The sequence below is a fragment of the Sphaerisporangium sp. NPDC049002 genome (genome assembly GCF_040649355.1).
In the GTDB taxonomy this organism is placed as follows: Bacteria; Actinomycetota; Actinomycetes; order Streptosporangiales; family Streptosporangiaceae; genus Sphaerisporangium.
This window is the reverse complement of the sequence record NZ_JBEZFH010000284.1, coordinates 1-7,493: the sequence shown is the minus strand read 5'-3', so window position 1 is coordinate 7,493 and position 7,493 is coordinate 1. Positions and strand designations below refer to the sequence as shown.

Annotated in this window: 2 protein-coding genes; both read right to left on the bottom strand. The window is 74.6% G+C overall.

Going from position 1 to position 7,493, the window contains the following annotated elements:
- Positions 1–2,599, bottom strand: a 2,599-nt coding sequence (locus AB0B89_RS33275) for a type I polyketide synthase (RefSeq protein ID WP_358560701.1), incomplete at its 3' end; no start/stop codon positions are given.
- Positions 2,592–7,436 (bottom strand): SDR family NAD(P)-dependent oxidoreductase, encoded by a 4,845-nt coding sequence (locus AB0B89_RS33270; protein ID WP_358560698.1) that lies wholly within the window; start codon positions 7,434–7,436, stop codon positions 2,592–2,594. The genes AB0B89_RS33270 and AB0B89_RS33275, both read right to left, overlap by 8 nt.
- Between the last annotated feature and the right edge of the window lie 57 nt (positions 7,437–7,493).

The following is a 7,493-nucleotide window of genomic DNA, read 5'->3' as shown; positions in this document are numbered from 1 at the left end:
GCCACAGCCGTCCGACCGCCTCGGCCAGCGCGCCCGCCGCCGGACGGGGGTCGGCCGCGGCGGGCAGCGCGGGGACCACGAGGGGCCAGCGGTCGCGCGGGCAGTCGCGGTGGCCGCGCACCATCGCGCCGAGCGACTGGCCGGGGCCGATCTCCAGCAGCGCGAGCTCTCCCTGCTCCAGCAGCGTGCTCAGCACCGCGTCGAACCGCACGGGGGCGCACATGTGCCCCGCCCAGTACCCGGGGTCGGTCACCTGCCCGGCCGTGGCCAGGGCACCGGTCACGTTGGAGATGTAGGGGATGCGCGGCGCTTCGAGCGTGATGTTGGCGGCGATCCAGTCGGTCAGCTCGTCCCGGAGCGGCTCCATCATGCGCGAGTGGAACGCGTGGCCCGTGGCCAGCGGCCGGCACGGCACGCCCTCGGTCGCGAGGAACGCCCTGGCCGCCTCCATGGCCTTCGGCTCCCCGGCGATCACGGTGAGCTCGGGGCCGTTCAGGGCGGCCACGTCCAGCCCGGCGACGCCCGCGCGTTCGAGGCGGCCGCGCAGGTCGTCCGCGCCCAGCGGCACGGCGCTCATCGCGCCCTCGGGCAGCGCGCCGATCAGCTTCGCGCGGTGGGCGACCAGCGCGAGCGCCGACTCCGGCGACAGCACCCCGGCCAGGCACGCCGCCACGTACTCCCCGAGGCTGTACCCGGCCACCACCGACGGCTCGACGCCCCACGACCGTACGAGCCGCGCCAGCGCGTACTCGACGGCGAACAGGGCCGGGTGGAGCAGCTCGGTGGGCATCGTGTCGTGGGCCAGAGCGGCCTCGCGGCCGAGCAGCCGTCCGAGCCCGCCGTCTCCCGCGGCCCGCCTCGGCCGCAGCATCTCGGCGAGCGGGTCCACCCCGCCCATCCGCCGGCGCAGCACCGCGCGGCACTCGTCCAGCACCGCCCGGAACACCGGCTCGGTGCCGTACAGGTCGGCGGCCATGCCCGGGTACTGCTCGCCGGTGCCCGCGATCAGGAACCCGACCTGGCGGTCCGTGCGGCTCTCCGCGCGCGACAGCACCCCGGCGTCCCGCATCCCGGCCGCGGCCTCACCCGCGGTGGAGGCCACCAGCATCCGGCGGTGCCCGAAGAGCCGCCGCCCGGTCTGCAGGGTGTACGCCACGTCGGACAGGCGGTTCGGGCTGGACTCGTCCGCGAGGTGGGCGGCGAGCCGTCCGGTCATGGCGTCCGCGGCGGCGGCGGTCCTCGCCGACCACACCAGCAGCTCGGGACGCGGCGTCGCCTCCGGCCGGGGGACGATCGGCGCCTCTTCCAGCACCACGTGGGCGTTGGTGCCGCCGATGCCGAACGCGCTGACCCCGGCCCTGCGGGTCCGTCCGGGCTCCCGTGGCCAGGTGCGGAGCCCGGTGACCACCTCCAGGCGGGCCTCCCCCGCGTGCAACTGGGGGTTCGGCTCGGCGAGGTTGCGGGTGGGCGGGATCTCGTCGTGGCGCAGGGCGAGCGCCGCCTTGATGAGGCTGGTGACCCCCGCCGCCCGGTCGAGGTGGCCGACGTTGGTCTTGACGGAACCGATCAGGCACGACTCGTCGCGGAACACCTGCTGGAGTGCGGCCAGCTCGGCGGCGTCGCCGAGCGCGGTGCCGGTGCCGTGCGCCTCGACGTAGTCGATGTCGGCGGGCGTGAGGTCCGCGCTCGCGAGCGCCTCGGCCATGACGGCGGCCTGGCCCTGGACGCCGGGCGCGGTGAAGCCGACCTTCTTCCCCGCGTCGTTGTTCACCGCCCAGCCGCGGATGACGGCGTAGATCTGGTCCCCGTCGGCGAGCGCGTCCTCCAGCCGGCGCAGGGCCACGACGCCGACGCCGCTGCCGAGCGGGCTGCCGAGGCCGCCCGCGTCGAACGCCCGGCACTCGCCGTCCGGCGGCGCGATCCCGCCCTGCTGGTACAGGTAGCCGACCCTCTGCGGCACGCCGACCGCCACGCCGCCGGCCAGCGCGAGGTCGCACTCGAACCCGGCCAGGCTGGTGGCGGCGGCGCACACCGCGACGAGCGACGTCGAGCAGTAGCTCTGCACCCCGTAGCTGGGGCCGGACAGGCCGAGGGTGTGCGCGACCCGGGTGGTGAGCGAGTCCTTGTCGTTGGCCAGTCCGACGGCCAGCTCTCCCATGACGGCGCTGATGCCGCTCGGCACCAGGTTGTTCTGCAGGTAGGAGCTCCACGCGCCGCCGCCGAAGACGCCGATGGCGCCGTCGAATCGCGTGGGGTCGCAGCCGGCGTCCTCCAGCGCCTCGTAGCTGTGCTCAAGGAAGAGCCGCTGCTGCGGGTCGAGGATCTGGGCCTCCTTGGGGCTGAACCCGAAGAAGCCCGCGTCGAAGAGGTCGACGCCGTCGATGACCGCGCCGGCCTTCACGTAGGCCGGGTCCTGGAGCAGTTCCTCGGGAACCCCGGCGGCCCGCAGTTCCTCGTCGGTGAACCGGGTGATCCCCGACAGCCCGGCCCTGATGTTGGCCCACAGCTCGCCGACGCCGGATGCTCCGGGGAACCTCCCCGACATCCCGACGATCGCGATGTCGGTGCCGGAGGTCTCTCCGGCGATATCGTCAGTCACGTCTACCGTCCTCATTCCGCGTGCCGGAACGGGCACGGCGCCGCCGCTGCCCCCGAGCCGAACTGGTGGTGAGCGCTTGCCGCGCGGCGGCGTCGTCGCCCTCGGCACCCTCCAGGGCCGCGGCGAACTCCGCGACGGTCGGGTGTTCGAAGAGCACGGCCGGCGCGATCGGCACGCCGAGCTCCTTCTCGATGGCGAGCACCATGGCCATGCCGACCAGGGAGTTGCCCCCGAGGTCGAAGAACGGGTCGTGGATGCCTACCTGGTCGATCCCCAGGTAGGCCCCCCACACTTCGGCGATCTTGGTCTCCGGCTCGGTGCGCGGGGCAGCGTAGTCCGTGCGCAGCTGCGGCCGGGGGAACCGCTCGCCCCTGGGCACGGCCGAGGCCGCGCCGAGCAGCGCGTCGATGTCGACCATGGCGGACCAGTCGCGCAGCACCTCGCGCAACGGCTGGCGCACGGCGAGGACGCTGCCGTGCCCGCCGGCCACGACGCGGTCGAGGAAGACGCAGCCCGCGTCGTCGGCGAAGCCGTACTTCTCGCGGTAGGCCCGCACCCGTTCGGCGAGGCCGCCGGCTCCCTTGAGCGACTCGGCCTGCCAGTCGTCGTGCCGCCAGGGGCCCCAGGCGATCGACACGACCCGGGTCGAGGGGGCCGCCGCCGACAGCGCGTCGCCGTACGCGTCGAGCACGGTGTTGGCCGCGCAGTAGTCGGCCTCGCCGATGCCGCCGAAGGCCGTCACCGCGGAGGAGTACAGGACCAGCACCTCGGGCCGCTGATCGGCGGGCGTCCGTGGGCCTACCAGCTCGGCCAGCGGTCCCATCGCCAGCACCTTCGGGGCGAGCACCGCGCCGGCCTCGGCCGGGGTCCTGCGCTGCGCCATCCCCCCGGCGGGCACCCCTGCCGCGTGGATCACGCCGTGCAGCGCGCCGAAGTGGTCCCGGCAGCGGCGCAGCACGTCCCTCAGCTGGTCAGGCACGCCGGCGTCGGCGGTGAGCAGGAGCACCTCGGCGCCCGCCGCCTCCAGCTCGGCGACGTCGCGCAGGCTGCTCTCCGCGCGGCTGCCGGGCTCGGGCCGCACGTCGCGCGGCAGCGGGGTACGGCCGACGAGGGCGAACCGCCGCACTCCCTCGCGGAGCAGGTGCTTGGCCAGGGCCATGCCGAGCCCCCGGGCGCCGCCGGTGATCAGGTAGACGCCGTCGGCACGCCAGGGGATCGCGGCCTGCCCTGCGGCTTCGGGGACCTCCGTCCAGCTCCGCTGCCAGCGACGGCCACGACGCCAGCCCACCAGCGTGTCGTGGGTGGCGAGCGCCTCGCCCGGCTCGGGCTCGCGGAGCAGCTCGAAAGCGATCTGGCCGGCCGCCCGCTCTTTCAGCCCGTCGCCGGGCTCCTCCGGGTCGAGGTCGACGCCGTTCCAGGTCAGGCCGGTGTACTCGTGGCGCACCGCCCGGCCGAACCCGTGGGCGACCGCCTGGTAGGGGGCGACGGCGTCGCCGCCGAGGATCTCCGAGGCGCCCTGGCTCACCGTCAGCAGCCGGACGCCCTGCCGCGCGGGCAGCTCGTCGAACGCCTGCACCGCGAGCAGCAGGCTGTCGAAGCCGTGCCGGACCGCGTCACGCAGTTCCTCGTCGTCCGCGTACCCCGGCGTCCTCGCGGTGGTGAGCCGGCTCCAGAGGTGCACGACGTGTACGGGCCCGCCCGCCTGCGCGACCGTGCCGAAGACCTCGCCGTAGTGCCCGGGCACCGCGGGGTCGATGACGACGCGCCGGCCCTCGCGTCGCAGCCCGGTGCCGGCGACCACCTCCACCACCTGCGTGCCTGCCGCTTCGGCCAGGTCGGCCAGCGTCTCGCCGACGCCGCCGGGGTCGGTGAACACGACCAGGGGACCGGGGAGCCTCAGGGGGGTGCCGACGGGAGGCACGCCGCGCGCGGCGTCCTGCTGCCAGACCGGGGCGAAGCAGAAGTCGGCGGGCCGCCGCGACCCCTTCGGCGAGGTCGCGACCTGGCCCGCGTCCAGCGGCTCCGGCCAGAACCGCGTCCGCTGGAAGGGGTAGGCCGGGAGGCTGACGATCCGGGCTCCGCCGGAGCGGGTGAGCTCCCAGTTCACCCCGACGCCGAGCTCCCACAGCCGCGCGCACGTCTCCAGCAGCTCGGTGCGCGCGTCCCTGTGCTCACCCGTCGTCCAGCGCGGGGGCAGGGTGCCGAGCACCGCCGCGCCGGGACCGCTCGTCATGTTCTGCCGCACGAGGCCGCCGAGCGTCTGCCCGGCGCCCAGCTCGACGAACACGTCCACTTCGCCGGCCACGCAGTGCCGCACGCTGTCGGCGAAGCGCACCGGGCTGACAAGCTGGTCCGCCCAGTACGAGACGCTCGTCGCCTGCCCGGGGGTCAGCGGCGCGCCGGTGAGGTTCGACACGATCGTGGTCTTCGGGGCGTGCCGCGGCACCGATTCGAGCAACGCGGCCAGCTTCTCGCGCGCCGGCCGGAGCAGGGACGAGTGGAAGGCGTGCGCGGAGCGCAGGGGGCGGCAGGCGACGCCGTCGCCGGTCAGCAGGGCGGTCACCTCGTCGATCTCCGAGGGGACGCCGCTGAGCACCGTCATCGACGGGCCGTTGAGCGCCGCGATGTCGACCTCGGTGCCGCCGCGCGCGAGCACGGCGCGGACCTGGTCCTCACCGGCGGCGACCGCGACCATCTTGCCCGCGGGGGCGGCGCTGATCAGGTGGGCCCGCTCCACCACCACGTTCAGCGCGTCCTCAAGGGAGAAGACCCCGGCCAGGCAGGCGGCGACGTACTCGCCCAGGCTGTAACCGACCAGCATGTCCGGCGCGACGCCCCAGTGCCCCAGGAGCTTCGCCAGGGCGTACTCCACCGTGAACATGAGCGGGTGCGCGATCACGGCGTGACTCAGGGGGTCGTCGGCCTGGTCCTGGCCCGCGCCGTCGCGGCCCAGCAGCGCCGCGAGATCGCCGGGCGCGGGGCGCTGTGCCGGGACGTCCAGGCCGGGGAAGAACACCGGCCGCAGGTCCACGCCGGCCCGCTCCCCGGCCAGCTCGATGCACCGGTCGACCGCCCCGGCGTAGACCGGCTCGGTGTCGTACAGCTCCCTGCCGAGTCCGAGGTACTGGTCGCCGACGCCGGGAAGCAGGAACGCGACGCGGGGGTGCCCTTTCATCCGGTACACGCCCCCGTCCTGCGCCGTACGCCTGAGCAGCCGGACGGCGTCCGCGAGGTCCGCGCAGACCAGGGCGCGCCGGTGGTCGTGCTCGGCGCGACCGGCCCGCAGCGTGTGGGCGACGTCGGCCAGGGCCGGCTCGGGCCGCTCGGTGAGCCGGGCCGCGAGGCGTTCCGCGTGCTCGCGCAGCGCGGAGCCGCTCGACGCGGACACCGTCAGCACCCGCGCCGAGGAGAGGCCCGGCCCGCCGGGAGCGGCGGCCGGCTCCTCGGGAGAGGGCGCGGACTCCAGCACGAGGTGCGCGTTCGTCCCCGACCAGCCGAACGAGCTGACGCCCGCCAGGCGGGGCGCGCCGTCGCCGGGGAGCCGCGTCATGCTGGTGACCGGCTGGACGCTTCCGTCCTCCGGTATCGCCGCCGCCGGCTCCGACAGGTGCAGGTTCGGCGGGATCAGCTTGTTCTCCAGGATCAGGACCGTCTTGATCAGTCCGGCGACCCCCGCCGCCGCCTGGGTGTGACCGATGTTGGTCTTGACGGCGCCGACCCGCAGCGGGCGCTCGGGCGGACGTCCGCCGAAGACGTCGTGCAGCGCGGACAGCTCGATCGCGTCGCCCAGGTGGGTGCCGGAGCCGTGGGCCTCCACATAGTCGATGTCGTCGGCGGTCACCCGGGCGGCGGCGAGCGCCCTGCTGATCACGTCGACCTGCGCGCCGCGGTTCGGCGCGGTGAGCCCGTTGCTGCGGCCGTCCTGGTTGACCGCCGAGCCGCGCAGCACCGCCCGGATCCTGTGGCCGTTCCTGATCGCCTTGGACAGCGGCTCCAGCACCACGACGCCGCCGCCCTCGCCGAGGACGTAGCCGTCGGCGCTCGCGTCGAAGGTCTTGCACTTCCCGTCCGCGCACAGCATCGACCCGGCGCACGCCTGGATGAAGCTGGTCGGGTGGAGCGTCAGGGACGCGCCCGCCGCGATCGCGAGGTCGCATTCGCCGCGCCGCAGGGCCTCGGCCGCCAGGTGGACCGCGATCAGCGAGGAGGAGCACGCGGTGTCGACCGTGAGCGTCGGGCCGCACAGGTTGAGCTGGTAGGCGATGCGCCCGGCCGCGACGCTGTACGCCGACCCCTGGCCGAGGTACGGGTCGGCGAGCGCGTCCCCGCCCTGGCGTTCTAGCTGGAGTCGGCCGTACTGGAGGCTGTCCATGAAGCCGACCATCACGCCCGTACGGCTTCCGGCCAGCCGCGACGGCGAGGTGCCGGCGTTCTCCAGCCCCTCCCAGGCCAGCTCCATCAGCAGGCGCTGCTGCGGGTCCATCCGCAGGGCCTCCCTCGGCGAGATGCCGAAGAACTCCGCGTCCCAGCCGGTGACGTCGGGCAGGAAGGTGCCGTACCGGGTGTACACACCGCCGGGGGAGCGCGGGTCGGGGTCGTAGTAGTCGTCGATGTTCCACCGTGACGACGGCACCTCGCTGACCGCGTTCCTGCCCTCGCGCAGCAGGTCCCAGAAGCCTTCCACGGTGTCGCCGCCGCCCGGGTAGCGGCAGGCCATGCCGATGATGGCGATGGGCTCGTGGCCTCGGTCCTCCGCCTCTGCGAGGCGGCGGCGCGTCTGGGTCAGTTCGACGGTCACGCGCTTGAGGTAGTCGCGGAGTTTGTCCTCGGTCCCCATCGGTCGAGCCTTTCCAGTAACGAGAGTCATAGGTCAGAGTTCGTTGTCGATGAGCGC